Genomic DNA, 24351 nt, shown 5'->3' on the forward strand with positions numbered 1-24351 from the left:
CACAGATGCAGGGTGGGCTGGTAGATGAGCTCTTGGATATGGCCGTCGAGGGTCCGGCTCTCGAGCAGCCTCAGGTCGAAGTCGGCCGCTCCCTGGAAGATCGGGTCCAGCCCGGTCTGTCCTGTGATCACGGGAAAGAGCGTCACTTGGACGCGGTCGACCAGGCCGGCTCTCATGAGTGCCCGGTTCATCGACAGGCTGCCGTGCGAACGCATCGGCACAGCGGACTCCTCCTTGAGCCGGGCCACGACGTCGACGGCGTCGCCGCTCACAACGGTCGCGTCCGGCCAGTCGAGTTCTCCTTCCAGCGTGGTCGACACCACCGTTGCGGGCAGGCTCCTCATCCGCGTGACCCAAGGGTCCCGTACGTCGGACGCCTCGGAACTCGAGGCCAGCATCTGCGCGAACAACCGGTAGGTGTGGGCCCCGAAGACCATCCGCTGCTCGTCGTCGTACAAGGCAAGGCGGCGGTCGAGCAGTTCGGGGCCTTGTTTGCCCCAGTAGCCGGTCCAGTTGCCGCCGGCGGCGCCGAAGCCGTCGAGACTGGAGAAGACGTCAAAGGTGTACGTGGCGGCCATGCTGCTCTCCTCGCGTGCGGTCGATCAGATAGGGAGGGGCGGTCACAGCGCCACGGCGGACTCTTCCACCGCGGACCCCTGGAGTCCGCCACCCTCGGATGTGGCCCCCACGGGCTTGACCGCGGCCGAGACGGTGGGGAAGGGCGTCGTGGTCAGTGACAGGGACCGGCAGGGGAGGGGCCGACACACCGGCCGAGACACCGCCCGACACGGTCCAGGCGTCAGCAGTCATGCACGCTGGCGGGAGCCGGGCACTGGCCGGTGGGGTCCTCTACCCCTCGGCGCGCGCCATCGACGCGCGCGCCTTCTCCCACGCGCTCGGCGGGAAGTCACGCGCCCCGCCGAAGGCCTTCGCCCGCTGCTCCGCCTCTGCCGCCTCCTCGATTGCCACCACGAGCGAGGCCGTCGTGGCGGCGTCGGCAGCGAAGGCGAGCAGACCATGGTTGCCCAGCAGGACGGCATGGGTGTGCGGGTGGTCGCGAACTGCCTCGGCGATCCCCTCCGTGGACTCGCGCGAGCCGCGCGGCGCCCACGGCACCACCGGGACCACGTCTGTCTGCCCGAAACGCAGAAGTGCCTCGTACCGGCATGGCAGCGCCTCGTTGGCCAGAGCGAAGCCCGTCACGTGCGGCGAGTGGGTGTGGATCACCGCTCCTGTCTCAGGCCTGGCCCGGTAGACCGTCGTGTGCATGGAGACGATCTCTTTGGTCACCGGTTCCAGTTCCCCCTCGGTGACCGTTCCGTCGAAGGAGACCACGGCGAGGTGTTCAGGCGTCAGGCCGCGCACCGTACCCGAAGATGTCAGCAGCATGCTGCCCTCGCCGACCCGGACGGACGCGTTCGCATGGCCCGCATGTGACATGACTCCGGCTTCGAACAGTGCTCGCACTGCCCGGATCAGTGATTCACGTTCTTCGGTAGAACTCACCTGCACCCCTTTCGTCGGACTGGCCGTGCGTGACGTCCCTTTCTTACCGCAGTTGACCAGTAACCCGGTGTAATGACTTCCAGGTGTGGCTTTCGGGGGTCACGGGTCACGGGACGGCGCGCCGTGCTGTCTTTACGTGGAAGGCCCGACGAAGGTGCTTCGTGGCCGTCTGAGAGGCAGTGAGTCTTTTCCGCTCTCGCGCTGAGGTCAGGTGGAGGGTAAGCCCCTCGTTGGCCGCGCCACCAGTTCACGGCCAAGGCGGCGTACATGTTCGGAGGCCGGAGCGACCGCCGAGGGCTAGGCAAGGCAGACGATGGAGCTCCTGGCAGGGCGCGGTGGGACATGGCCGTGACCCCTCCTGCCAGGAGGAGTCGTGGCCGTGACCCCTCCTGCCAGGAGCTCCATCGCGTCACAGAGTCGCGAAACCGATGGACGCCGCCTTCAGGATCGAAAACAACTCAGCTTTGCGCGGCGGGTCCTCGCGCCCTTACCAGTTCTTGCAGGCAGTACCGAGGATCTGCTGGTTGTCCATACGCTTGATGGACCCGCAGCTTCTGATCCCGGCTCCGCCCCCGTAAGTGGCGTTGATGCTGAACTTGTGAGAGCAGCTGTTCCCCGTGCTGCTGCCACCGCAAATCATGGTGTACGACTTGGTCGGCGAGGTGGATGCATAGTAGGTGAACTGGTACTCGGCGGGACCCTGCGGTTCGGGGACCCCGTGGATCGTGACCGAGTCGACGTGATAGCCGCTGCCGAAGATCACCATTTCCACGTTGCCGTCGGTGACCGCTTCGTCGGCAGACGCTGGTGCGGACGCCATGACCGTCATCGCCGCCGCCGCGGTCACGACACCCATCACTTTTCTGACCTTCAAGTTCCCTACCTCCCGTTGAGTCTCGAAGCACCGCTTCTTACGGCGCGCCAGACGGTTGAAGAGTACATGGCGAGTCCGATCGAGTAACTGGAGTCGCACGAACTGTTCGTGTCTTCTCGACGGGGAATCAGGACGAGTGCCGCCTACCCCTACATCCGCGAGGCCGTCCCTGCCGACCGCACTCGCGCCACCCCTCGCCGGGGCTGTGGGAGCCGCAACGTGGAAGGCGTGAGCGGAGAGGTAACCGGCGCACCTGGGCGGGGCCCCTCATGGCCGCATCGAGAAGGGGGAAGCCAACTGGCCGGCCACGCCCGCGGGTTCGCGTGAGGGAGTAGGCGTATTCCCGCGGGCTGTCCGGGCGTAGAACTCAGTTCACCGCCTGCTTCACGAGCGCGCTGATCCGGGCTTCTGTCTCGGGTGTTACTTCGGTGAGGGCGTATCCGGCCGGCCACATGGTGCCCTCGTCCAGCTTTGCCTGGTCGCTGAAACCGAGCGTGGCGTAGCGTGCCTTGAACTTCGCGGCGCTCTGGAAGAAGCAGATGATCTTCCCGTCGAGTGCGTAGGCGGGCATCCCGTACCAGAGCTTGGGCGCGAGAGCCGGGGCACTGGCGGTGACGACGGCGTGGACACGTTCGGCCATCGCCCGGTCCGAGTCCTGCATCTCGGAGATCTTCGCGAGCACGTCCCGCAGTGCTTCAGCTGCCTTGTCGGCGCGTGAGGTACGGCGAGCCGCCTGCTTCAGTTCGCGGGCGTGGTCCTTCATCGCGGCCCGCTCTTCGGCGGTGAAGTGCTCGTGCTCGCTGGTGTGTTCGGTTCTGCTCATGGCAGACCTCCCCTTCTGTGGCGGTTGCGGTGGTGCGGGGTGTGCCGGGATGCGGCCTGATCCCCGAGAGACATCGGCACGGCCCGTGCCGATCGTGAGTGCATAGTGCGCGCACATCCGGAGGGTTGTCAACGGCACGGCCTGTGCCGATAGAATGGGTGTGTGACCCATACGCCCGCCACGCCGCGACGCCGAGGCGCCGCGCGCACCGAGGAACTGCTGCAGGTGACCCTTGATCTGGCCGTCGAGGTGGGGTACGCGGGTCTGAGTATCGAGGCGGTGGCCAGACGGGCCGGGGTCGGCAAGCACACGATCTACCGACGCTGGTCGTCCATGGCGGAGCTGTTGCTCGACGCGCTGAGCCGCGCGTGGACCAGCGACCTGGACTACCGCGACACCGGCGACGTGCGTGCGGATCTGCGCGAGCAGTTCCTGCGCTCAGCCCCTGCTTTGTCCAGCCCGCCGATCGGACCCGTCTATCGTGCCGTCATCGCTGAGGCGCAGTCCGATGCCACGCTGCGGGCGACCTTGCACGAGCGCTTCCTGGTCACTGTCGAGCAGAGCACCCTGGAGAGGATCACCCGCGCGCAGCACACCGGCGAACTCGTCGACGGAGTGGACCTGGAGTTCGCCGCCGAGGTTTTGTGCGGCACCCTGTACTACCGCGCCCTGCTCTCAACCCGTCCCGTCGACGAAGCCGCGGTCGACGGGCTGCTGGAGATGTTCATGGCCGCGTACGGGACCGCCGGCTGAACAGCGCGCTCTGGGGCTGGGGCTGGGGCTGGGACCGGGTCTGGGGCTGGGGCTGGGGCTGTGCTAGGCCAGCCGGTCGAGACGCTCGCGTTGGGTGGGTGTGAGGCGGAGGTCTGCTGCGGCCAGATTCTCCTCCAGGTGGTCGGTTCGGGAGGTTCCAGGGATCGGGAGGACGACCGGCGAGTGGCCCAGGAGCCAGGCCAGCGCGACCTGGGTCGGCGTGGCATCGTGCTCGGCCGCCACGGAGGCGATCTCGGCTTGCGCGCCAAAGGCTCCTGCCGCGACAGGCCGCCACGGCAAGAACGCGATGCCTGCCGCCTCGCAGGCCGTGAGCACGGACTCGTGCTCACGGTCGAGAAGGTTGTAGCGGTTCTGCACGCTTGCGACGTTGATGAGCTCTCGTGCCTGGTCCAGCTCGGTGACGGTGACCTCCGACAGCCCGATCCGGACGAGCTTGCCTTCGGTCTGAAGGTCCTGCAGGGCGCCGAGCTGATCGGCGAGAGGTGTCTCGGGGTCGATGCGGTGCAGCTGGAGGAGTTCGATGCGCTCGACGCGGAGCCGACGGAGGGCCTGTTCGACCTGAGCGCGTAGGACGTCAGGGCGCCCGTTCAGCTCCCACTCGCCCGAGGAGGCCGATCGTGCAACGCCAACTTTGGTGGTGATGACGAGCCCGTCGGGGTACGGGTACAGCGCCTCAGCAAGCAGTTCCTCGTTGGCGCCGCCGCCGTACAGGTAAGCGGTGTCGATCAGCGTGACGCCCAGCTCGACGGCCCGCCGGGCGACCTCGAGGGACGCCCGGCGATCGTGGGCGGTTTCGGTCGGCAAGTGCATGGCTCCGAGCCCGAGCCGCTGTACGGCCAGGTCTCCGCCGATGTGAAAGGTCTTCCATGCCATCCGCTGTCTTCATCCCCTCGGTCAAGAGGCCACGCTAGCACCGGAGTTCGCCACGGAGTCGGCCCACCAGGCGAGGCCGGACGTCGGCTGGCCATGGTCAGAACACGGCCACTGATCGAGGAGGTACGGCCTGTAGCCAGGGGGCTCGAAGTCGGTTGCGGTGAGGGCGGTGCCGGTCAGGAGGTCAGGACGCGTAGGCCGAGGACGAAAGCCCCCTCGTCCTGATTCCCTTGGAGGAAGTGTGCGGCTCGGTGCCGACCCTCCGGGCAGGTGGCGGGGCGGTAGCTGCCGCTGTTCTTCGGCCGGGGGGCGTCGGCCACATGCCGCTTGCGCAACTCGCATCGGCCGCGGCGCGGTTTTTGCAGGCGTCAGACCCCCGGCACTCGCCGTTGGCTTCGGCTATCAGTACGTCGGTACCGCTGTCTGTCCGGCTGCCTCGTCGACGGCCCGGGGAGGGGGGGGTGTCGGTGGCGCGAGGTGGTCAATCCGCTTGCTCGGCCCGGTTCGGTCGTGGTGGGCCGGTGTCGTCCGGGCTTGTTCCGGGTGCGGTGTGGAGGACTTCGCGGGCTTGTTCGGCGGCGCGTGTGATGGATTCGCTGATGAAGTCGAGGAAGCGGGCGATGTTCTCCAGGCGGGCGGCGGCGGGGGTGTGGGGGCCGAGGACGGCGACGCCTTGGCGTGCGGTCTCGACGAGTTTGTCGTTGGAACGGGCGCTGGCGATGGTCGCTTGGTAGAAGAGTTCGTCGTCAACGACGTACCGGTTGCGGCGACGCTCGTCGCGTACCCGGCGGACGAGGCTCTGGCTTTCCAGGAACGCGATCGCCTTGGAGATGGACGCCGGGCTTACCTGGAGGCGCTGGCCGAGTTCGGACGCGGTGAGGCTACCCGTGTCCGTGGTGAACAGGCAGGTCAGCACCCGTGCCGACATCCTGGGCAGGCCCGAAGCCATGAGGACGGTGGTGAGTGTCTCCGCGTACTCGGCCACGACCTCGGCATCGCGTCCGGGTGGCTGGTGGGCAGAGTCCGTCCGTCGGGAGGAGGCGGGCCTGCGCCGATGGGCGCGGCGTTCGGTGGCGCGGTGGGCCAAGTCCGCCCGATAGGCGGTGGGGCCTCCGTTGCGCATCACCTCTCGCGTGATCGTCGAAGTCGGACGGTCGAGACCGCGGGCGATCTGTGCGTAGGGGAGAGCGTCGGCCAGTCCCAGTGCGATCTGCTGGCGTTCCCGCTGGGTGAGCCTGCCTCCCGGCATCGCGGTCTCCTTGATGGTCCGTCGTGGTGAGTCCGTTCGGGGCCTCACTGTAGCGTTCACTTCCATTCCATTGCAACGGGAGGGGGAAGTTCGTTGCGTTAGTTGCGGGACCATTGCAACAGTTATACGGCGCTGACCTGGCTATATAGCACCGTGATGCAACTTGGTAGTTGTAGCCAGGTGGAAAGCAACGTAGCGTTTCTGGTGTCGGAAACAGCAACGAGTACGGGAGAGCATGATGCACAAGTTCGAGACCCCCGCCGCGATCTCCGCCGTCCTGAACATCCCCGCCGGCCGGATGCAGTTCATCGCCGCCGACCGTGCCGACACCACCGTCGAGGTCCGGCCCGCCGACCCCTCCAAGAGCCGCGATGTCCACACCGCCGAGCAGACCACCGTCGCCTACGCGGACGGCGTCCTGCGCATCGAGGCCCCTGAGTCGCGCAACCGGCTCACCGGCCCCTCCGGTTCCCTGGAGGTCACCATCCAACTTCCGGCCGGTTCCAGCGTCGAGGCGAAGGCTGTCAGCTGCGAGGTGCGCGGCGTCGGACGCTTGGGCGAGGTCGCATGCGAAGGCGCGTACCGCCAGATCAAGATCGACGAGGCCGCGAGTGTCCACCTCACCGCGACCGACGGCGATGTCGAGGTCGGCCGGCTGGGCGGCCCTGCGGAGATCAGCACCGCACGAGGCGACATCCGGATCGGCGAAGCCGCGGGCGGCACCGTGGTGCTCCGCACCCAGTCCGGCGACATCTCGCTCATCGCCGCCGCCGGTGTTTCGGCTGCCCTCGACGCCGAGACCGGCCATGGCCGCACCAGCAACGCCCTCAAGAACGACGGCACCACCACTCTCGACATCCGCGCCACCACCTCCCACGGCGACATCACCGCTCGCAGCTTGTGATGCGCAGCCTCGACATGAGCAGAGCCGGTACCCGTCCGGCCGGGCTCGCGGCGACCGCGTTCCTCGCCGGTCGCCGCCGACGCCCCGGTCGCCCGGGGCCCCTCGCGGGCCCGCGCTCCACAGGCTGAGCCGAACACGTCGAATACGACGCTTCACGCGACCAAGAGGGACCCATGCCGAAGAACAGCACATCCTCGACCACCGCACAGTGGACCGGCATGGTGACGGTCGACGACACGGCCCTGGCCGTCACCGACAGCGGTGGCCCGGGCATTCCGGTGCTCTACCTCAACGGGCAGTTCGCCACCCAGGGCTACTGGCGGCGGGTCATCGCCGACCTGGGCACGACGTGGCGCCACATCACCTTCGACGAGCGGGCCCGCGGGAAGAAGTCGAAGCGCTCAGCCGACTACTCCTTCGAGGCCGCCGTCCGCGATGTCGACGCCGTTCTGGCCGCCAGGGAGGTGCACCGGGCACTGCTGGTGGGCTGGTCCTACGGAGCGGTCGTCGCGGCGCACTGGGCCGACCGTCATCCGGCCCGTACCCTGGGCGCGGTCCTGGTCGACGGCGCGTTCCCGTACGACTGGCTGGATGAGGCCATGGAGCAGCGGATCCGGAAGCTGTTCCGGCGGACGGGCTGGGTCACGCCGCTGCTGCGCCCGACGGGCCTGACCCCGCGGATGACCGCCGAGGAACAGGCGAACAGCAACATCGAGCTCGGCAGACTCTCCCGTAAGCGCGAACTGGGCCCCGTTCTGGATCGCATCACCGCCCCGGTGCGGTACGTGGTCGCTTCCGGCACGTCCTTCGGAAGTCGCGGCGATGAGCAGGAGCGGATACGCGCCGGCCTCGATTCGGTGACCGCCGGCAACGCGAACGTACGCGTCAGCGCCAAGGTACCCAGCAACCACGGTGCGCTGTTGAAGAAGGACTACCGGGCCATCGCCGGAGCCGTCCGCGAGGTCGCCGCCCTCGACCGCGGGGTCGCTGCCGGCGGGACGGTGCACTGACGGCCGGCCAAGCAGTACGGAGCGACCCCGTCCGGCGTGCGCCGCATCGGCTCGTTCACCTCGGTGGGCGAATCCGGCCAGTGCTCTCCGGACGGTTCCCCGAGCGGTCGTCGCCCGGCGGCGCAGTGTCGGGAACTGACTGGGCGTGCACTTTGCGAGGCGGGGGCGACCGGAAGCCTGGTCGCCCCCGCCTCTCGCGGTCACGTGCGAGTGCTGAGGGACCTCAGTTCCCGGATGACCTGGGTTTCGTCAGGTCATAGAAGGTGGCATCACCTACCGTGACCTCGGTGAAGTTCTTTGTCACCCACGAGCTGATCTCAGAGGCGGTGCCCTGATTGCCGCCGGGGCCCATGCCGCCGGACAGGAAATAGTGGATCTTTCCGTCCTTCACGTACTGCTTGAACTGTCCCGGCGTGGGTGACGGGTCGCTGCCGTTGAAGCCGCCGATGGCCATCACCGGAGACTCGGTGGCGAGCTGATAGCTCGCGGCGTTCTGCGAGCCGACCGCTGCCGCGACCCAGACATAGTCCGACGCATTCTTCTCCAGCATGGCCTCGGCCTTGGCGGAGACCTTGCTGCCGTTGAGCAGCCCGCCCATGCCGCCGCCGCCCATGCCGCCGGGTCGGCTGCGGCCCTCGTCCTTCTGGCTCTTTTGGTCATTTGGGGCCTGCTGACTGTCCTGGCCCTGCTGGCTTTGCCGGCCCTGCGCGCTCTGGCCGCCCTGACCGCCTCTGCCGCCGGCGGGCGGGAAGCCGCCTCCGTCACCCTGGCCCTGTGGGGCGCCCGGCACGCCCTGGCCTTCTCCCTGACCGCGTCCGGGCGCCCCTTGGCCTCCGCCGGGGCCGCCCTGCTGGCCGCGGCCCTGTTTGCCGTTCTGACCGCCCGGCATCCCGGGCGGGGCACCGCCTGGACCACCGCCGCCCGGACCGCCCATCCCGCCGTGGGCGGACGGGCCCGCGGTGACGATGGAGCCGGTCTTCGGTGTGCTTGCCGTGTTGAGCGTGTACGCCACAGGCCCTGCCACCGCAGCCAGCAGGCCGGCGATCGCCGCTGCCGCGCCGAGCCGGCGCGGCAGCACCCGCCCCGCGAGCACACCGGACGCGGCAAAAGCGCCCGCGACCAGAACGGCCCAGCGCAACCAGGGGAACCAGTCAGGGGTTCGGGCGAGTAGCACGTACGACCACACGGCCGTCCCGGCCACTGCCACTGCCAGCACTCCGGCGCACCACATCTTTTCCCGTGCCCGCCACAGCAGCACGCCGCCCATGGCGACGAGCGCGGCGATGTAGGGCGCCAGCGCGATGTTGTAGTACTGGTGGAAGATTCCGGACATGAAGCTGAAGATCACGAAGGTGATCACCAGCGAACCGCCCCACAGCAGGAACGACGAGCGGAGCGCGTCCGTGCGAGCCGCTTTGCGGGTGAGGAGCAGCCCGCCGATCAACAGCAGCAACGCGGCCGGCAGCAGCCATGCGATCTGGCCGCCCATGTCGCTGTCGAACAGTCTGCCGATGCCGGTCTCGCCCCAGCCTCCGCCACCGCCTCCCGGACCGCCTCCGTCTCCCGGGCCGCCTCCGCTTCCCGGCCCACCGACCTGGCGGCCTGGAGCTCCACCTCCGACACTGCCGGTCTCGTTGCCGGTGATACGTCCGAGCCCGTTGTAGCCGAAGGTCAGTTCCAGGAAACTGTTCGTCTGCGAGCCACCGACATACGGGCGGGAGGAGGCGGGCCACAACTCGACGAGCGCCACCCACCAGCCGGCCGTCACCACCATCGTGACCCCACCGAGCAGCAGCTGGCTGATCCGGCGACGTACCGGCGTCGGCGCGCACACCAGATACACCAGCGCGGCGACCGGCAGGATCAACCACGCCTGCAGAGTCTTGACGAGGAAAGCGAACCCGAAGCAAGCGCCCGCGAAGACGAGCCACTTCGTCCGCACGCCCTCAAGCGCCCGCTCGACGCAGTACAGCGCACAGACCATCAGCAAGCACAGCAGAGCGTCCGGGTTGTTGAAGCGGAACATCAGGGCCGCTACCGGCGTGACCGCGAGCAACGCCCCGGCGAGCAGCGCGGCGGCTGGACCGACACGGCGCCTTACGGCGGCGAACAACACGCCTACCGCCGCGATGCCCATCAGCGCCTGCGGCACCAGGATCTGCCACGAGCCGAGGCCGAACAGCCGCACTGACGCAGCCATCGGCCACAGCGTCGCCGGCGGCTTGTCGACGGTGATGGCGTTGCCTGCGTCCAGCGCACCGAAAAGGAACGCCTTCCAGTTGGCGCTGCCGGCCTGTGCCGCCGCGGAGTAGAAGGAGTTCGCGTACCCGGAGGCACCGAGACTCCACAGGTAGAGCGCTGCGGTGAGCAGGAGCAGCGCCCAGAACGCGGGACGCTCCCAGCGCGGCCGTGCTGCCTGCCGCGCGCGCATTCGGGCGCACATTCGGGCGCGCAGCCCGGGCGCGCCATCCGCCTGTGCGCCGGCCGGGCCCGGATGGGCGAGGGTGGTCATGATGCGGTGGTCCGTTCCTTTTCGGTGCCGTCGGTGCCGGGGCGGTCGATGTGGTCGCGGGGGAAGCAGTACTCGATGTGCTGTCCGGCGGCTCCGGTGTCCTCGGCGGCGTCGTGCGGAAGGGCGGTGTCGCGCGGCAGGGCTGACTCGTCCTCGGGCCGGTCGTCGCAGTCGGAGAAGACCCAGGAGCGGAAGAGCACGAAGCGCAGCACCGTCGCGGCCAGATTGGCGGCGATCAGGACCGCGGCATCCGTGCTGCGTCCGGCCTGCGGGTCGGCGAGGTCGAGCGCCGCCAGCGAACCGCTGGTGAGTACCAGCCCGATACCGAACACGAGCAGACCCTGGGCGTGGTGCCGGGCGGCCCGGGTTCGCCCCCGCACGCCGAAGGTCAGCCGCCGGTTGGCCGCCGTGTTGACGATCGCGGACAGGAGCAGCGCGAGCGCGTTGGCCACCTGCACGCCGGTCGCCTGACGCAGCAGCACGTACAGCAGCAGATTCAGCAGCGTGCTGAACGCGCCGACAGCGCAGAAGCCGATGAGCTGACCGGGGAGTTTGCCGGGTACGTCGCTCACCGCCCGGTCCCGGGGGTCGTCGCCGAACGGACGGCGTAGCCGGCCCAGTGGCAGCGCGCCGTTGGCCAGCGCGCGGCCCACGCGCCACACCCCCTTCAGGTCGTCGACGGCGGTGCGGACGATGTCGACGCGGCTGTCCGGGTCGTCGACCCAGTCGACGGGCACCTCGTGGATACGCAGACCCGCCCGCTCGGCGAGCACCAGCACTTCGGTGTCGAAGAACCAGCCGGTGTCCTCCACGAGTGGCAGCAGCAGATCGGCGACGTCGCCGCGGATCGCCTTGAAACCGCACTGCGCATCGCTGAATCGAGTGGCCAGAGACCGGCGGAGGATGAGGTTGTAGGAGCGGGAGACCAGCTCCCGCTTGGCACCGCGCACGACGCGTGAGCTGCCCGCGAGGCGGGTGCCGATCGCGAGGTCGGAGTGCCCGGAGATCAGGGGTGCGACGAGGGGGAGCAGCGCGTTGAGGTCGGTCGAGAGGTCCACGTCCATGTAGGCGCGTACCGGCGCCCTTGATGCGCTCCACACCTGGCGCAGCGCGCGTCCGCGGCCCTTCTGCTCCAGTCTCACGACACCGACCTCGGCGTACTCAGCGGCGAGCCGGGCGGCGACGGTCGGTGTCCGATCGGTGCTCGCGTTGTCAGCGATGGTGATGCGGAACCCGTACGGGAACGTGTCGCGCAAGAACGCGTGCAGTCGGCGGACGCACGGCTCAAGGTCGGCTTCCTCGTTGTAGACGGGGACGACGACGTCCAGCACGGTCTGCGTGGTGCGGCCGGAGTGCGCGGCGGTGAGATGGCGGCGAGCGGGCAGGGCCGCCGTGACGTGCGCGGAACGGGCGCTGCCACGCCTGTCGCCTTCCTCGGGAAGCGCCCCGGCGTCGCTGGTGGTCTCGGTTGGCATGGTTGCGACGCTCGCGAACCGCCCTGTACCTACCCTGTGGCCCGCCTGTGCCCTGGCTGTGAATCCTTGGTGGCTGGTGGCCGTTGGCGGTGGAGGTGAGAGGCCCGGCGCCGCGCGAGCCACCGGCTGCGGCTCCTGGCTGGGTACCTCCACCGACTCCACATCGGAAAATCAGATCACTTTCCACGGAAACATCTGTTGGACAGCACTCCGTGTCATCTCAAGGATGTCTCGTGCGGCAGCCCGGCCGACGCGGCCGGGGGGTGAACTGCCGCGTGAGTGGAGGCTGAGAGTGCCGAGTGAAGAGACTGAAGTGGTGGTCGTCGGGGCCGGCCAGGCAGGCGTGGCGATGAGCGAGCACCTGGGGGCCCACGGTGTGCCGCACCTCGTTTTGGAGCGCGACCGCATAGCGGAGCGATGGCGCTCGGAGCGGTGGGACTCTTTGGTCGCGAACGGGCCCGCGTGGCACGACCGCTTCCCCGGGCTGGAGTTCCCCGACGTCCACCCCGACGCCTTCGCCTCGAAGGAGCAGATCGCGGACTACTTCGTCACGTACGCGGAGAAGATCGACGCACCGATCCGGTGCGGTGTCGAGGTGACGTCGGTGCGCAGGCACACCGGCAGGCCCGGGTTCCGGGTAGAGACGTCGGAAGGGTCCATCGACGCGCGCTTCGTCGTGACGGCCACCGGGCCGTTCCAACAGCCCGTGGTTCCGCCCATCGTTCCGGACGGTGCCGTACACACCCAGATCCACTCCAGCGCGTACCGCAATCCGGAGCAGCTGCCCGACGGTGCGGTGCTTGTGGTGGGGGCCGGTTCCTCGGGCGTCCAGATCGCCGACGAGCTGCGCCGGTCCGGGCGCGAGGTCTTCCTCTCCGTCGGCCCGCACGACCGTCCTCCCCGCCAGTACCGCGGACGTGACTTCTGCTGGTGGCTGGGCGTACTCGGCATCTGGGACGCGGAAACCCCTCCCCGAGGTGCCGAACATGTCACCATCGCGGTCAGCGGCGCGCGTGGGGGCCACACCGTGGACTTCCGCGCCCTGGCCGCCGCCGGCATCGAACTCGTCGGCATGACTGCGTCCTACGACCACGGTGTGCTGCGCTTCGCGCCGGACCTCGGCACGAACATCGCACTCGGCGACGAGAAGTATCTGGCGTTCCTCCGCGCGGCCGACGAGTACGTGGAACGCGACGGGCTCGACCTTCCCGAGGAGCCGGAGGCCCACGTCCTCGGGCCGGACCCGGAGTGTGTGACCGACCCCCGTCCGGAGCTCGATCTCGTCGAGGCCGGTGTCGGCTCGATCGTCTGGGCGACAGGCTTCGCCGCCGACTACAGCTGGCTGAAGGTCGACGCGTTCGACGAGAACGGCCGGCCCGAGCAGCGCCGAGGAGTGTCCCGCGAACCGGGGGTCTACTTCCTGGGCCTGCCCTGGTTGTCCCGCCGCGGATCGAGCTTCATCTGGGGAGTGTGGCACGACGCCCGGTACGTCGCCGACCACATCGCGACCCGGCGGAGCTACCTCGCCTACGCCACCGACGAGCGGCCCGGTGCCGCGCCGGCAACGCAGAAGAACTGAGGAGCAGCAGCCATGACCTCCATGAACGAGAGCAGGCAGCCCAAGGCCCCGGTCACCGCGGGCGGACACACCAGGATCCGGCCGTTCAACACCCGCGACACCTATCCCGAGCAGCAGCTCGCCAACGATCTCTGCCAGGCCGTCGTCGCCGGGAACACCGTGTACGTCCGGGGGCAGATCGGCCAGGACCTCGACACCAGCGAGTCCGTGGGCATCGGTGACGCCGGGGCCCAGGCCGAGCAGGCCATGGCCAATATCAAGATGCTGCTCGAAGAAGCGGGCAGCCGCATGGAACACCTGGTCAAACTGACGATCTACCTGATCGATCCGCGCTACCGCGAGGCGGTCTACCGCACCGTGGGCCGCTGGACCCAGGGCGTGCACCCCATCTCCACCGGCTTGGTGGTCTCCGCCCTCGCTCGCCCGGAGTGGCTGTGCGAGATCGACGCCATCGCCGTGATCCCCGGCAAGGAGCAGGCATGACTTTCTCTCTGGTGGCACGCGACGGCGACCGGTTCGGCATCGCGGTCAGCTCGTCGAGTCCGGCGGTCGCGGCCCGGGCCGCTCACCTGCGGCCCGGTGTCGGCGCCGCAGCATCGCAGAACGTCACCGACCCCATGCTCGGCACCAGCCTGCTGGACGGGCTCGGGGAGCACGGTGATGCGCAGCGTGCCCTGACCGACGTCACGGGCGCGGCCCGGCACGCGAAGACCATCGCGTACCGGCAGTTGACGGTGCTCGGCCGCACGGGCCCCGGGTTCGCCTACAGCGGCTCGGGGACACTGGGCACACACGCCTCGGCCACCGTGGACGGCGCGGTGGCGGCCGGCAACATGCTCTCCGGCGCACACGTGCCCGGCGTGCTCCTCGACGCCTACCTCGCGGCCGACGGCGAGCTGGAGGAGCGTTTGATCACTGCCCTGAAGGCGGGCCTCGCGGCCGGCGGGGAAGAAGGCCCTGTGCACTCCGCGGGCCTGGCGGTGGTGGCGGACGTGGGGTGGCGGGTGACCGACCTGCGGGTGGACTGGGCGGACGATCCCGTGGACCGGCTCGGTGAACTCCTAGATGTCTGGCTGCCGCAGCGCGACGACTACGTACGCCGTGGACTCGACCCGGCCGCGTCACCCTCCTACGGCGTTCCGGGTGACCTGTGACGGGCGGGCTGAAAGAGGCGGCACGGCAGACGGTGGAGCACCACGCCGAGGAGCTGGTCGGGCTCTCCGAGCGGCTGCATGCCGACCCGGAGACCGCGTGGGAGGAACACCGGGCCGCTGCCGCGGTCCCGGAACTGCTGGACCGCGCCGGCTTCGACGTCACCTCCTGCTACCTCGGCCTGGAGACGGCGTTCCTCGCCCGGATGGGGAACGGACCCGTGCGGATAGCGCTGTGCGCCGAGTACGACGCACTGCCAGGCCTCGGCCACGCGTGCGGGCACAACCTGATAGCGGCGAGCTCGGTCGGTGCCGCGCTCGGCCTGGCCACCGTCGCCGAAGACGCCGGCCTGACCGTCGAGGTGTACGGCACACCGGCAGAGGAAGGAGGCGGCGGCAAGATCGAGATGCTCGACCGGGGAGCCTTCGCCGGAGTGGATCTCGCCATGATGGTCCACCCCGCGCCGGTCGACGTCGCCGAGGCACGCCCCTTCGCGGTCAGCCACTCCAAGATCTCCTACACCGGCAAGTCCGCGCACGCCGCGGCCTATCCGGAGGCCGGAATCAACGCAGCCGATGCCTTCACCGTGGCCCAGGTCGCCATCGGCCTGCTGCGCCAGCAACTGCCGGCCTCGGCCAGGGTGCACGGAGTGGTGACGCACGCAGGTGACGCCCCGAACGCCGTCCCGGAGCGGTCGGCCGGCCGGTGGTACGTGCGGGCGGAGACCCTCGCCGAGCTGGCCGAGCTGGAGCCACGGGTTATGCGGGCCTTCGAGGCCGGCGCCCTGGCGACCGGCTGCGAGCTGGAGATCGAGCCGGAGAGCAAACCGTACGCCGAGTTCCGTGCGGACGAGACCGCCCTGGGGTACTACCGCGCGAACGCTCTCGCACTGGGCCGGGAGTTCGCGCCGCCCGGTCAGGCCGCGCGCATGAACCGCGCCTCCACCGACATGGGCAACGTGTCGCAGGCGGTACCGGCCATCCACCCCTACATCGGGATCGGTTCGTTGCCGGCCACCAACCACCAGCGTGAGTTCGCCGCGTACTGTGTCGGCGGGAGCGCACAGCAGGCCCTGCTCGACGGGGCGATCGCGCTGGCCTGGACTGCTGTGGACCGCAGTGCGGCGAGCCGGGAAGCGATGACGTGACCGTCACGCTCGCGGCCGAGGGCGGTCAGCTCCAGCTCAATGCCTTGGAGCCCGTCGTCTACCGGCGTCCGAGAGCCGGCCTGGAGCACATCACCGCCGGTGTCGCTGCCCTCACCCAGCACTGCGTACACGCCAGCACCGCCACCAGGCACCGGCTCATCCAGGCCGTCGCCGCTTCCACCGGGCTGGTCACCGCACTCAGCCGGGCACTGGGCTGCGGAACCGCCTGCGCTCTCGCACTGGAGGCACACCACAGCGGCAGACCGGCCCTCGACCTGACCCGCGAGCGCGGACTGCTCACCGACACGGAGCTCGGCAACCCCACCGGTCCGGCCTCGCCGACCGGCCGGTCCACTGCCTGAGGGCCCAGCACCGGGGGCCCGCCACACGCTCCGGCTTCTCCACCCACCTCACAAGGAGGCGCGTATGCGCACCTGTAACCGTGGAGCCACCACGACCGACGTCGAGGTGACCACCGATGTGATCTCATTGCGCAGGAGCGTTGCCGCGGGAGCCGTGGGCGTGTTCGTGCACTGGTTCGACTGGGCTGCTTACGCCTACCTCGCCGGCACGGTCGCCACCGTCTTCTTCCCGTCCGAGGACAGCACGACGGGGCTGCTGGCCGTGTTCGGCGTGTTCGCCGTCTCGTTCGGCATCCGACCGGTCGGTGCCCTGGTGTTCGGCTCGCTCGGAGACCGCATCGGCCGCAAACGCACCCTGTCACTGGTCATCTTCACGATGTCCGGCGCGACCCTGGCAATCGGTCTGCTTCCCGGCTACGCGTCGATCGGCATCGCGGCCCCCGTGGTCCTGGTGATCCTCCGCCTGGTGCAGGGCTTCGCCGCCGGTGGTGAGTTCGGCAGCGCAGCCAGCTTCCTTGCCGAGAGCGCGCCCCGGCGCCGCCGCGGATTCGGCGTCAGCTGGCTGGAGGTCGGCTCCCTGCTGGGCTTCCTCGCAGGGTCGTTCGTCTTCCTGCTGCTGTCGACAGTCCTCGACGAGAGCCAGCTGACCTCCTGGGGCTGGCGCACCCCCTTCCTCATCGCCGCACCGCTGGGCGTCATCGGCTTCATCATCCGGACCAAGATCGAAGACACTCCGGAGTACCGGGCCATGGAGGCGAACGACACCGCCCCGCGCAGTCCCGTACGGGAGCTGCTGCGCTCCCGCAAACGCGAGCTTCTCCAGGCGACGGGGCTGATGACAGCCATGCACGTGCCCTTCTACGCGGTGCTGACGTACCTCGTCACTTACGAAACGGACCACCTGGGACACTCGGCCGACAGCGCCGCCCTGCTGTCCACCGCGATATCGCTCCTGGGGTTGGCGCTCGTGCCGCTGTTCGGCCTGCTGTCCGACCGGGTGGGACGCAAGCCCGTGTTCGTCGGGGCGACGGCAGCGCTGTTCGTCGTCGCCACTCCGGCCTTCCTCCTCATGCGGACCGGACTCGCCGGAACCTGGGCCGCCGGCCTGCTGCTCGGCGTGATCCTGGCCGCCATCCTTGGCACCTACGCAGTGTGGTCCGCAGAGGTCTTCCCCACCCGCACACGTCAAAGCGGCCTGTCCATCTCCTACAATCTCACCGCGGCCCTGTTCGCCGGCACGGTGCCGTACCTGATGACCATGCTCATCTCCGCAACCGGCAGCACCCTGGTGCCCGGCCCGTACCTGATGGTGTTCGCCGCCGGTGGTCTCGTCGCCGCCTTGTCCCTGCGGGAGACCGCCGGCTCCACCTTGCTGCGCCCCGAGGACGTCTCCGACCTGCCCTCCAGGACACCGCCTGGCGAAGCCGCCTAGGTTTGGGACGCAGCGGACCACCGGCGCGAGGAGCACGGATGACATCACCAGTGGGCTTCACCCTCGTTCAGCTCCGGTACTTCCTCGTCGCTGCCGAACGCGGTTCGATGACGGAGGCGTCGGCGGAACTGCACATCGCGCAGTCCGCCGTGTCGGCGGCCATCGACAACCTGGAGCGGGACCTGCAGGTGCAGCTGTTCATCCGACGACGGGGCCGGGGACTGACCCTCACCCCCACAGGAGAGCGGCTCCGACAGCAGGCGCGGGACCTGCTGGCCCGCGCACGCGAGGTCGAACGCGAGGCCCAGGGGAACGGTGGGATCATCTCCGGGCCGGTGGCCGTCGGCTGTTTCGTGACCTTGGCCCCGTCCTACCTGCCGCCTCTGTTCAGCGAATGCACCAGACGCTACCCGGGCATCGAGATCGACGTGAGGGAGGGGGAGACGGATCAGCTCGTCCACGCACTGGCGGCGGGCCGCATCGACTTCGCCCTCACCTACGGCCTCGGCCTGGCAGCGGAGCCGGCCCTGCGCAGCGAGACGATCGCCCGGGCCCCGGCCTATGTCATCGTCTCAACCGATCACCCGCTGGCCGGACAGGGCAGTGTGGAGCTGGCGGAACTGTCCACGGAGCCACTCGTTCTGCTGGACCTTCCCCACAGCCGTGACTACTTCCGTTCGCTGGTGGCGGCCACCGGCACCGCCCCCGACGTGCGCTACCGCACTCAGAGCTACGAGACCGTGCGCTCCCTGGTGGCCAGGGGACTCGGCTTCTCCGTGCTCAACCAGCGGCCGGCGACAAGCCAGACCTACGGCGGCGGCGAGGTCGCGGAACTGGAGTTGCGCGACGGCAGCCCTGCGCTGGAAGTCAAGATCGCTTCGGTGGAGGGCATGACGCAGAGCCCGCGCGCCCGGGCGGTGATGGGGTTGCTGCGGGAGATCGCTGCCGGCTCCCTCGACGACTGAACCGGGGCAGCGTACAGAGGGCTTTCTGTAGGAGCTCCGGGCCGGGCGCGAACGAGCGTGACCGGTTGGACGCCCGTGTCCCCGGCATCGCCGCACTGGCCGAGGCCCCGCCGATGGCGGTCGTGGCCGACGCGTCACGCTGCCGGTGACGCACTGCCCCGTTGGGATGAGTCGGCGCGCCGGAAGGCGTTGCACGACACGTCGACGGGTAGCGAGGCGACCAGACACCAGTCATGACGTCGCGGGCGTGAGAGCCCGTGAAGAGGGGCACACGATGGCCAGCCAGACGGTAAACGCATTCGTCAGCCTCCGGCTTCCTTGCGAACTGGTCGACTCTCTCGTCACCGTGCAGGGCGAACACGCGGACCGGGTAGAGCCGCAGCGGCCTGACCACATGCACATCACGCTGGGCTTCCTCCACGACGCCGACGCAGGCACACTGGCGGACGCGGCCGCGGTGCTGAGCGGTGGCCACTGGACCGCTCCCGTACTCCGGCTCACCGGAGAGGTGCGGCACGGCAGCTGGCGGCTCCAGAAGGACCCCGCGTACCGGTACGACGACCAGGTCGTCCAGAAGCAGGAACAGGTCCGTCTGGGGATCGAGCGCACGCCGGAGCTGACCACCCTCTCCACGCAGATCACCGAACGCCTGGGAATCGCGGAAGACGGCTTCTGGCCGCACGTCACGCTCGGTCTCGCCCGCAAGGACTTCCCGGTCGGGGACGCCGAAGCCATGTCCGTGCCGTCCGTGGCGAAGCCCGCCCTCAGCGTCGAACTCCAGCAGGAGATCACCGTCTCCGACTTCAGAGTCCTCGTCGCCAACCACCTCGCCTGAACGACCCCCACGTCCGCTCCCGCCCCTCCGGACTGCTCCGGCTCAGCCCAGCGTGTCCATCAGGACGGTGACATAGGCGTCCAGCCGCTCCTCCATGGCTCGCGTCGTCAGATCTGTTCTCCCTGCCTCCCGCCAGGGCTGCGCCACCAGCCGCACCTCTTCCGAGCACGCCAGCCCGTCACGCACCCGCCAGTACAGCCGCTCGCCCGCTGTCGCGGCCAGGACCCCACCAGCCTCCTCATACGCCTCAGCGAACCGCTGGCCCCATGCCGGGCCGTGCAGCAGCGCGAGGATGGTCGAGCAGTGCGCCACATCGAGATCTGCCGGGCCCCAGGAGGTCGCTGCCCAGTCGACGACGCCGGTGATCCTGGCACCCGCCGGCCTCGTGGGCGGCACGTCGAACAGCACGTTGCCGGGCTGGAAGTCCCGGTGCAGGAGCCGGCCTTCGTAGGACGGTGCGGGCGCGCGGATCACATTGATCGCCGCCTCCCACGTCGTCGCGTCGGCGCCCTTCGGAACCACGACGGTGTCGGCGGTCGTCAACGTCACGTACTTGCGAGGCCGTTCGGCGGGTCGCAACGCATGGATCTCCACAAGCTGACGGGCCAGCAGAGGAAGACGCGTTGTCAATCCCTCGTCGTCGAGGACCGTCCGGCCTCCCAGATGCGTCATCAGCAGCGACGGGTACTCGCAATGCGTTGCGCTCGTATCGACCGCGACCAGTCCGGGAGCCGGCACGCCGGTCTCCGCAAGCGAGGACAGGGCGCCGGCCTCCCTGTGCAGCCAGTCCTCGGCGTGCTCCGCGTAGCTCGGGTCGACGAAGCTCCGCAGCACCAGATCGCGAGTGCCTCCTTCCCGCGTGCCTACGGTCAGCCTTCGCATGTCGGCGGTGATACCGCCGTGCAGCGCCTCGGTGCTGAGGATCCGTTCCCCGACCTCCAGATGCCGGCTCACCCAAGCCAGCGTCAACGGTCGGACAGCCGCCATCTTGCCGTGGTTGGTCACCGTGCCACCTCAGCATTCGGTGGCGGCACGCGCAAAGTGTTTGTCGAGCTGTTCGAGTGCACGTGCGAGCGCTGTCGTTCGTCACCGAGGACGCGCTGTCCCTGCGGGGCGCAGGTGACCGGACCGGTCGCGCTCTCGTCGGTGGCGCCCGGACCTCGGCTCGACCGCGGCTGCCGTCACAGGCTCAGCACCAGGTCCCGGAACGCGGCGGGCCGGGACAGGAACGGATGGTGACCGGCGTCGAGTTCGACGACGCTGCCGGCCCGCCGGGCGAACTCGCGCTGCAGGCGCGGCGGGGTGCCACGGTCCTGGGCGCAGACGAGGTACGTCGAGGGCACCTGCTGCCATGCGGCCGCCCCGACCGGCTGCTCGGTCACCTGCACGTTCTGCCGGGCGAGGTGGTCCGCTGCCTGCGCTTGCACCTCCGGATCGCAGTCCTGCAGGAAGGTGTCCACAAGCAGCTCGGGGCGGACCCCGAAGGTGCCGGCGTCGGGGTCGACGTCGAGGAACGGGGCGGGTCCGGCGTCCCCGAACTCCGACAGGCTCTGCCCGACCTGGGGAAGGTAGCTGGAGACCAGCACCAGGTGGCGTACCGTCCCGACCCCTGCGGCGGCTTCCGCGGTGACGATGCCGCCGTAGCTGTGAGCGACGACGACGGTCGGCTCGTCGCTGTCCAGCAGCGCCTGCCGTACCGCGGCGACGTCCTCGGGCAGCCCCGGGCTGCCGGCGCTCCCGGGCAGGCCTGCCTCGCCGCAACTCGGCAGCGCGGGGGAGACGCTCCGTACCCCTCGCTCCTGCAGCAGTTCGGCGGTGCGGTGCCACCACCACGACCCGTCCCGCACGCATGCTCCGTGCACGAAAATGACCCGCATCGCCACCTCGTCCTCAGCCTCGTTCTGCGATGGATACTCCCAGCATCTTGTCACTCGCCTTCGGGAAGCAGCGAGCAAGGTCCGACGACAGAGGACTTGAAGGGGTGCCGGGTGGCAGGGTCGTCACGGGTGACCCGAGTGATCCGGGTGACCCGAGTGATCCGGGTGACCCGAGTGATCCGGGTCGACCCGGTCGGTCGGGTCGGTCGGATCGCCCGGGCGCTGCCGGGGCGGGGCGGTGGTCGCCCGAGGGCGGGGCACTTTCGCTCTCGGGCTTCCCGGCCATCAGGTTTGACTGAAGGTGCGCCGGTAGGCGCCGGGTGTGGTGCCGAGGTGTGCCTGGAAGCGGCGGCGCAGGTTGACGGCCGAAGTGAGTCCGACCCGGGCGGCGATGGATTCGACCGGCAGGTCGGTCTGCTCCAGCAGCGCCCGTGCCGCGTCGAGGCGCCGGCTGAGCAACCACTGACCGGGGCTGGTGCCCAGCTGTTCGGCGAACCGACGGGCGAGGGTCCGGCTGGACAGCCCGGCACGTTCGGCCAGACACTCCAGAGTCAGTTGGGCGTCAAGTCGGGAGATCGCCCACTCCAGCAGCGGCGCCAATGACGCGTCAGCCCTGGCCGGTGCGGGTTGTGCAGCGTACTGGAGCTGGCTGCCGTCCCGGTGCGGCGGCAGGACCATGTTCCGGGCGATCTGGGCGGCGTATGCCGCGCCGTGGTCGGAACGGACCAGGTGCAGACACAGGTCGATGCCCGCGCCGGTCCCGGCGCTGGTCGCCACGTCACCGTGGTCCACGAAGAGCACGTCCGCATCCACCCGTACCTCGGGGAAGGTGGCCGCGAGTTGAGCGGTGCTGCGCCAGTGGGTGGTGGCGCGGCGGCCGTCGAGCAGTCCGGCTTGAGCAAGAACGAAGGCCCCCGTGCAGATGGCGATGATCCGCGAGCCGCGCTGGTGGGCGGCCCGCAGTGCCGCGGTGACGGTCGGTGGGGCGGACGCGCCAGGAGGCTGCCAGCCGGGAACGACCACGGTGTCCGCCTGTTCCAGGGCCTCCAGCCCGGCGTCGACGAGCATCGCGTAGCCGGCGGTGGTCTGCAGAGAACCGGGGTGTTCGGCGCAGAACCGGAAACTGTAGCGGGGCGGTTCCTCCTGCGGGACGGTACCGAAGACCTCGGTGGCGCAGGCGAGCTCGAAGGGCGACTGGGGCGGTTTGAGCAGGGCCACGACCCGATGGAGACGCATGGCAAGATTGTACCTGTAGGTGTCATTCTGGACTCTCGGGCCGGGTGGCCCCCACAGGCCACAGTGGCCCCATGAGTGAATCCTCCGAAATGACGGTGTCGCGGACCGCGGTCCATGTCGACGGTGAACCGGCCAGCTACCTGACGGCAGGGCAGGAGGGACCCCCCGTGTTGCTGCTGCACGGCACATACTGGAGCCGTGTGTGGCTCCCCGTGCTGGGCCACCTGGCCGATGCGGGGCTGCGGCCCCTCGCGGTCGACCTCCCCGGTCTGGGCCGCTCAGGAGGCCGACTCACTCCGGAAACAGCGACGGTCCCGGCCCTCGCCGACTGGGTGACACGTTTCGCCTCCGCGCTGAACCTCTCCGCACCGATCGCCGTGGCAGGCCACGACATCGGTGGGGCCATCGCCCAGCACCTCCTCGCCCACGGCCGGCTCGAAGTGTCGCGGCTGGCCCTGGTCAACTCGGTCCTCTACGATTCCTGGCCCGCACCCCACGTGGCCCGGTTCCGCGGCGGGGACACGACCGAGGGCGTACTCGCGTCCCGCCGGCAGGCGGTCACCAGGGTGCTGGCCGGTGTCGCCACCGAAGCGTTGGTCGCGGACTACGTGGATCCGTGGACCGACGAGCGGGTCCGACGCTCCTGGATGGCCTTGGCGGGCGCGGCCGACAACCGCTACACCCTGGACCTCGTTCCCGCGTTGCAGCGATCCACCACGCCCAAGCTGCTGATATGGGGTGAGGACGACCTCCACGAGAAGGTGGAATACGCCGAACGGTTCGCCACGGAGATGCCCCACACCAGGCTCATCCGCATCCCCGACGCGGACCACATCCCCACGGAGAACGTCCCTGACCAGATCGGTCGCGCGCTCGCCGACTTCTTCACCGCTTAGAGGCATCAAGGACGATCAGCTTCGAGTCCTTCGAGTCCTTTGCGCCCTTCGGTTCGCCAGGTTCTTGCGGATTCTTCCGTCAGCTTGCCCCGGCTCAGGTCACCAGGCTCGTCTGAGCCGGGGCTCTCGGCGAGTGAGACCTCCGAGTGGGCGGCTGCGGCCCCTTCGTATCCGCCGCTGCCCAGGGCGTATTCTCTCTTGCTGGTCGGGTAGGTGATCCGGGGGAGAGGTGCAGAGTTATGCCAGGCACGGAAGGTACGCAGATACCCAGGCGCGTCGCTCTCTTGCGCGGATGGGCCCGGTTCTGCGCCGGTGTGGCCCTCGCCCTGGTCGTGCTCGCAGCCCTCCTGCTCTTTGTCGGGATCGACGCACAATCGAACTACTCGCAGACTGCCACCCCGCCGTGCGGCTCCCTTGTCTTCCCCGATGAGCAATGGGCGGAAACGGACCCATGCCACACCAGCCAGCTCCGTCAGACAGGGCGCGTCGGATTGACGATGGTCGGCGCGCTCGGCTGCGTAGTGGCCAGTGTTCTCCTTCGTCTCGAGGAGACCCGGCTGGACGGACGCTGCGAGAAACACCCCGCCTGATCGAGTCCAATGTCCTGCGCACGGCATCTTGTCGTACCAGGTGGCTTCCTTGCGCGGACGCGGACGCGGACGCGGACGCGGACGCCGACGCGGACATGGGGCACGCGCACGTGCGCGTGCACGCGGCGCCGTGCAGTACCGAAGCGGCAACATCTGCTTCAGCGCGCGACCGTACGCGCACGCACCCCTAAGGCACCCGTGTTCGCTCTGGAGTGCCGTCGCTGGGGCACGCTCGCCGCGCTCCTGGGCGACCCTGCGGAGACGGATCCGACAAGCCGGC

Annotated in this window: 24 protein-coding genes and 1 pseudogene; 13 read left to right on the top strand and 12 right to left on the bottom strand. The window is 69.4% G+C overall.

All coding sequences use genetic code 11. The features are described from left to right. The 4 genes from AB8Z75_RS01150 to AB8Z75_RS01165 form a co-directional block, all read right to left on the bottom strand. A partial coding sequence (locus AB8Z75_RS01150) for a dihydrofolate reductase family protein (RefSeq protein WP_369199420.1) occupies positions 1–578 on the bottom strand: 578 nt, incomplete at its 3' end. 271 nt (positions 579–849) lie between these two features. Then, entirely contained in the window at positions 850–1512 is a 663-nt protein-coding gene (locus AB8Z75_RS01155) for a class II aldolase/adducin family protein (RefSeq protein WP_369199421.1), read from the bottom strand. Positions 1513–1993: 481 nt separating this feature from the next. Next, positions 1994–2362, bottom strand: a complete 369-nt coding sequence (locus tag AB8Z75_RS01160; RefSeq protein WP_369199422.1) for a hypothetical protein — start codon at positions 2360–2362, stop codon at positions 1994–1996. 385 nt (positions 2363–2747) lie between these two features. Continuing rightward, a complete protein-coding gene (locus AB8Z75_RS01165) occupies positions 2748–3203 on the bottom strand; it encodes an iron chaperone (protein WP_369199423.1) in 456 nt (151 codons plus the stop codon). A gap of 162 nt (positions 3204–3365) precedes the next feature. Here AB8Z75_RS01165 and AB8Z75_RS01170 point away from each other — a divergent pair, with 162 nt between their 5' ends. Next, the gene (locus AB8Z75_RS01170; RefSeq protein ID WP_369199424.1) at positions 3366–3956 is read left to right on the top strand and encodes a TetR/AcrR family transcriptional regulator; all 591 of its coding nucleotides are present in this window, start codon (positions 3366–3368) and stop codon (positions 3954–3956) included. A 63-nt stretch (positions 3957–4019) separates the two neighbouring features. On the opposite strand, the gene AB8Z75_RS01175 is transcribed toward AB8Z75_RS01170, so the two are convergent. The 3 genes and pseudogenes from AB8Z75_RS01175 to AB8Z75_RS01185 all read right to left on the bottom strand — a co-directional run. Then, positions 4020–4850 (bottom strand): aldo/keto reductase, encoded by an 831-nt coding sequence (locus AB8Z75_RS01175; protein WP_369199425.1) that lies wholly within the window; start codon positions 4848–4850, stop codon positions 4020–4022. A 481-nt stretch (positions 4851–5331) separates the two neighbouring features. Further along, positions 5332–5799 (bottom strand): MarR family transcriptional regulator, encoded by a 468-nt coding sequence (locus AB8Z75_RS01180; protein ID WP_369199469.1) that lies wholly within the window; start codon positions 5797–5799, stop codon positions 5332–5334. 93 nt (positions 5800–5892) lie between these two features. Further along, positions 5893–6213 (bottom strand): annotated as a pseudogene (locus AB8Z75_RS01185) (helix-turn-helix domain-containing protein); the annotation flags it as partial. 124 nt (positions 6214–6337) lie between these two features. Between AB8Z75_RS01185 and AB8Z75_RS01190 the strand changes: the two are divergent. After that, on the top strand, positions 6338–7003 hold the full coding sequence (locus AB8Z75_RS01190) for a DUF4097 family beta strand repeat-containing protein (RefSeq protein ID WP_369199470.1): 666 nt from the start codon (positions 6338–6340) through the stop codon (positions 7001–7003). A gap of 173 nt (positions 7004–7176) precedes the next feature. Beyond that, the gene (locus tag AB8Z75_RS01195; RefSeq protein ID WP_369199426.1) at positions 7177–8013 is read left to right on the top strand and encodes an alpha/beta fold hydrolase; all 837 of its coding nucleotides are present in this window, start codon (positions 7177–7179) and stop codon (positions 8011–8013) included. Between the two features lie 223 nt (positions 8014–8236). Here the strand turns inward: AB8Z75_RS01195 and AB8Z75_RS01200 are convergent, their stop codons facing one another. Both AB8Z75_RS01200 and AB8Z75_RS01205 read right to left on the bottom strand, forming a co-directional pair. Then, positions 8237–10456 carry an ArnT family glycosyltransferase gene (locus AB8Z75_RS01200; RefSeq protein ID WP_369199471.1) on the bottom strand — a complete coding sequence of 740 codons (2220 nt, stop codon included), beginning with the start codon at positions 10454–10456 and terminating at the stop codon, positions 8237–8239. Positions 10457–10521: 65 nt separating this feature from the next. Next, a complete protein-coding gene (locus AB8Z75_RS01205) occupies positions 10522–12000 on the bottom strand; it encodes a glycosyltransferase (RefSeq protein ID WP_369199427.1) in 1479 nt (492 codons plus the stop codon). 292 nt (positions 12001–12292) lie between these two features. On the opposite strand from AB8Z75_RS01205, the gene AB8Z75_RS01210 reads away from it, so the two are divergent. The 8 genes from AB8Z75_RS01210 to AB8Z75_RS01245 all read left to right on the top strand — a co-directional run bounded on the left by AB8Z75_RS01210 (position 12293) and on the right by AB8Z75_RS01245 (position 19472). After that, positions 12293–13579 (top strand): flavin-containing monooxygenase, encoded by a 1287-nt coding sequence (locus AB8Z75_RS01210; protein ID WP_369199428.1) that lies wholly within the window; start codon positions 12293–12295, stop codon positions 13577–13579. A gap of 12 nt (positions 13580–13591) precedes the next feature. Next, the gene (locus AB8Z75_RS01215; protein ID WP_369199429.1) at positions 13592–14062 is read left to right on the top strand and encodes a RidA family protein; all 471 of its coding nucleotides are present in this window, start codon (positions 13592–13594) and stop codon (positions 14060–14062) included. Next, on the top strand, positions 14059–14733 hold the full coding sequence (locus tag AB8Z75_RS01220; protein WP_369199430.1) for a DUF1028 domain-containing protein: 675 nt from the start codon (positions 14059–14061) through the stop codon (positions 14731–14733). The genes AB8Z75_RS01215 and AB8Z75_RS01220 overlap by 4 nt, the downstream gene beginning before the upstream one ends. Continuing rightward, positions 14730–15878, top strand: a complete 1149-nt coding sequence (locus tag AB8Z75_RS01225) for a M20 family metallopeptidase (protein WP_369199431.1) — start codon at positions 14730–14732, stop codon at positions 15876–15878. Before AB8Z75_RS01220 ends, AB8Z75_RS01225 begins: the two co-directional genes overlap by 4 nt. Continuing rightward, positions 15875–16240 (top strand): hypothetical protein, encoded by a 366-nt coding sequence (locus AB8Z75_RS01230; RefSeq protein WP_369199432.1) that lies wholly within the window; start codon positions 15875–15877, stop codon positions 16238–16240. Before AB8Z75_RS01225 ends, AB8Z75_RS01230 begins: the two co-directional genes overlap by 4 nt. Positions 16241–16304: 64 nt before the next feature. Further along, a complete protein-coding gene (locus AB8Z75_RS01235) occupies positions 16305–17672 on the top strand; it encodes an MFS transporter (protein ID WP_369199433.1) in 1368 nt (455 codons plus the stop codon). 38 nt (positions 17673–17710) lie between these two features. Then, positions 17711–18637 carry a LysR substrate-binding domain-containing protein gene (locus tag AB8Z75_RS01240; protein WP_369199434.1) on the top strand — a complete coding sequence of 309 codons (927 nt, stop codon included), beginning with the start codon at positions 17711–17713 and terminating at the stop codon, positions 18635–18637. 274 nt (positions 18638–18911) lie between these two features. Further along, positions 18912–19472, top strand: coding sequence for a 2'-5' RNA ligase family protein (locus AB8Z75_RS01245; protein WP_369199435.1), 561 nt, complete (start codon positions 18912–18914; stop codon positions 19470–19472). A gap of 42 nt (positions 19473–19514) precedes the next feature. On the opposite strand, the gene AB8Z75_RS01250 is transcribed toward AB8Z75_RS01245, so the two are convergent. The 3 genes from AB8Z75_RS01250 to AB8Z75_RS01260 form a co-directional block, all read right to left on the bottom strand. Further along, positions 19515–20459 carry a phosphotransferase family protein gene (locus AB8Z75_RS01250; protein ID WP_369199472.1) on the bottom strand — a complete coding sequence of 315 codons (945 nt, stop codon included), beginning with the start codon at positions 20457–20459 and terminating at the stop codon, positions 19515–19517. A gap of 194 nt (positions 20460–20653) precedes the next feature. Beyond that, the gene (locus tag AB8Z75_RS01255) at positions 20654–21349 is read right to left on the bottom strand and encodes an alpha/beta fold hydrolase (RefSeq protein WP_369199436.1); all 696 of its coding nucleotides are present in this window, start codon (positions 21347–21349) and stop codon (positions 20654–20656) included. 285 nt (positions 21350–21634) lie between these two features. After that, positions 21635–22585 (bottom strand): GlxA family transcriptional regulator, encoded by a 951-nt coding sequence (locus tag AB8Z75_RS01260; RefSeq protein WP_369199437.1) that lies wholly within the window; start codon positions 22583–22585, stop codon positions 21635–21637. Positions 22586–22656: 71 nt separating this feature from the next. Here AB8Z75_RS01260 and AB8Z75_RS01265 point away from each other — a divergent pair, with 71 nt between their 5' ends. Next, positions 22657–23481, top strand: a complete 825-nt coding sequence (locus tag AB8Z75_RS01265) for an alpha/beta fold hydrolase (RefSeq protein ID WP_369199438.1) — start codon at positions 22657–22659, stop codon at positions 23479–23481. A gap of 239 nt (positions 23482–23720) precedes the next feature. Further along, positions 23721–24071: a hypothetical protein gene (locus AB8Z75_RS01270; RefSeq protein WP_369199439.1), complete on the top strand. Its 351-nt coding sequence runs from the start codon at positions 23721–23723 to the stop codon at positions 24069–24071. The last annotated feature ends 280 nt before the right edge of the window (positions 24072–24351 follow it).

The organism is Streptomyces sp. PU-14G (assembly GCF_041028275.1).
GTDB lineage: Bacteria > Actinomycetota > Actinomycetes > Streptomycetales > Streptomycetaceae > Streptomyces.

Excerpts from the sequence above, each read along its gene's own strand:
- AB8Z75_RS01260 (WP_369199437.1), bottom strand. The coding sequence starts at position 22,585 with ATGCGTCTCCATCGGGTCGTGGCCCTGCTCAAACCGCCCCAGTCGCCC.
- AB8Z75_RS01255 (WP_369199436.1), bottom strand. The coding sequence starts at position 21,349 with ATGCGGGTCATTTTCGTGCACGGAGCATGCGTGCGGGACGGGTCGTGG.
- AB8Z75_RS01270 (WP_369199439.1), top strand. The coding sequence starts at position 23,721 with ATGCCAGGCACGGAAGGTACGCAGATACCCAGGCGCGTCGCTCTCTTG.
- AB8Z75_RS01180 (WP_369199469.1), bottom strand. The coding sequence starts at position 5,799 with ATGGCTTCGGGCCTGCCCAGGATGTCGGCACGGGTGCTGACCTGCCTG.
- AB8Z75_RS01215 (WP_369199429.1), top strand. The coding sequence starts at position 13,592 with ATGACCTCCATGAACGAGAGCAGGCAGCCCAAGGCCCCGGTCACCGCG.
- AB8Z75_RS01235 (WP_369199433.1), top strand. The coding sequence starts at position 16,305 with ATGCGCACCTGTAACCGTGGAGCCACCACGACCGACGTCGAGGTGACC.
- AB8Z75_RS01205 (WP_369199427.1), bottom strand. The coding sequence starts at position 12,000 with ATGCCAACCGAGACCACCAGCGACGCCGGGGCGCTTCCCGAGGAAGGC.
- AB8Z75_RS01190 (WP_369199470.1), top strand. The coding sequence starts at position 6,338 with ATGCACAAGTTCGAGACCCCCGCCGCGATCTCCGCCGTCCTGAACATC.
- AB8Z75_RS01195 (WP_369199426.1), top strand. The coding sequence starts at position 7,177 with ATGCCGAAGAACAGCACATCCTCGACCACCGCACAGTGGACCGGCATG.
- AB8Z75_RS01250 (WP_369199472.1), bottom strand. The coding sequence starts at position 20,459 with ATGGCGGCTGTCCGACCGTTGACGCTGGCTTGGGTGAGCCGGCATCTG.
- AB8Z75_RS01200 (WP_369199471.1), bottom strand. The coding sequence starts at position 10,456 with ATGTGCGCCCGAATGCGCGCGCGGCAGGCAGCACGGCCGCGCTGGGAG.
- AB8Z75_RS01245 (WP_369199435.1), top strand. The coding sequence starts at position 18,912 with ATGGCCAGCCAGACGGTAAACGCATTCGTCAGCCTCCGGCTTCCTTGC.
- AB8Z75_RS01165 (WP_369199423.1), bottom strand. The coding sequence starts at position 3,203 with ATGAGCAGAACCGAACACACCAGCGAGCACGAGCACTTCACCGCCGAA.
- AB8Z75_RS01160 (WP_369199422.1), bottom strand. The coding sequence starts at position 2,362 with ATGGGTGTCGTGACCGCGGCGGCGGCGATGACGGTCATGGCGTCCGCA.
- AB8Z75_RS01265 (WP_369199438.1), top strand. The coding sequence starts at position 22,657 with ATGAGTGAATCCTCCGAAATGACGGTGTCGCGGACCGCGGTCCATGTC.
- AB8Z75_RS01220 (WP_369199430.1), top strand. The coding sequence starts at position 14,059 with ATGACTTTCTCTCTGGTGGCACGCGACGGCGACCGGTTCGGCATCGCG.
- AB8Z75_RS01175 (WP_369199425.1), bottom strand. The coding sequence starts at position 4,850 with ATGGCATGGAAGACCTTTCACATCGGCGGAGACCTGGCCGTACAGCGG.
- AB8Z75_RS01240 (WP_369199434.1), top strand. The coding sequence starts at position 17,711 with ATGACATCACCAGTGGGCTTCACCCTCGTTCAGCTCCGGTACTTCCTC.